Source organism: Cupriavidus sp. 05N39, assembly GCF_056397325.1.
Genome location: NZ_JBFTNE010000370.1, coordinates 1 through 388 on the forward strand (window position 1 = coordinate 1; position 388 = coordinate 388).

Genomic DNA, 388 nt, shown 5'->3' on the forward strand with positions numbered 1-388 from the left:
CCACGCCCCCCAACCGCGACACCAGCGCCACGTTGTCGCCACGGCGCACCAGGCGCTGGGCGACCAGGTCGTTGGCCGAGAGCAGGCTGCCGGCACTGAGTGTACGCCGGGCCACCCGCCCGACCGCGGCGGCCGGATCGGCCAGCGCGGCGCCGGCGATACGGGCCACGTCACGCTGGGCAGTGGTGATATCGGCGGCGGCCAGCGTTTCTCCAGCGCTGATGCCCCGGTTGAGGATGAGTACGGTCTGGTTGCGGCACACCTTGACCGGAACGAACAGGCGCCAGCCGCCGGCATCCGGGCAGCTGACTTCCACGGTACTGGTGCCGGTGGGCTGGGCACGCAAGCCCTGGCCGCAGGCCGGCAGGCGCAGCGCGGAATCCAGGGT

1 protein-coding gene is annotated in these 388 nt (G+C 72.7%); it reads right to left on the reverse strand.

From position 1 onward, the window contains the following. Positions 1 to 388, reverse strand: a 388-nt coding sequence (flgA, locus tag AC1DN0_RS41755; RefSeq protein WP_477146706.1) for a flagellar basal body P-ring formation chaperone FlgA, incomplete at both ends; no start/stop codon positions are given.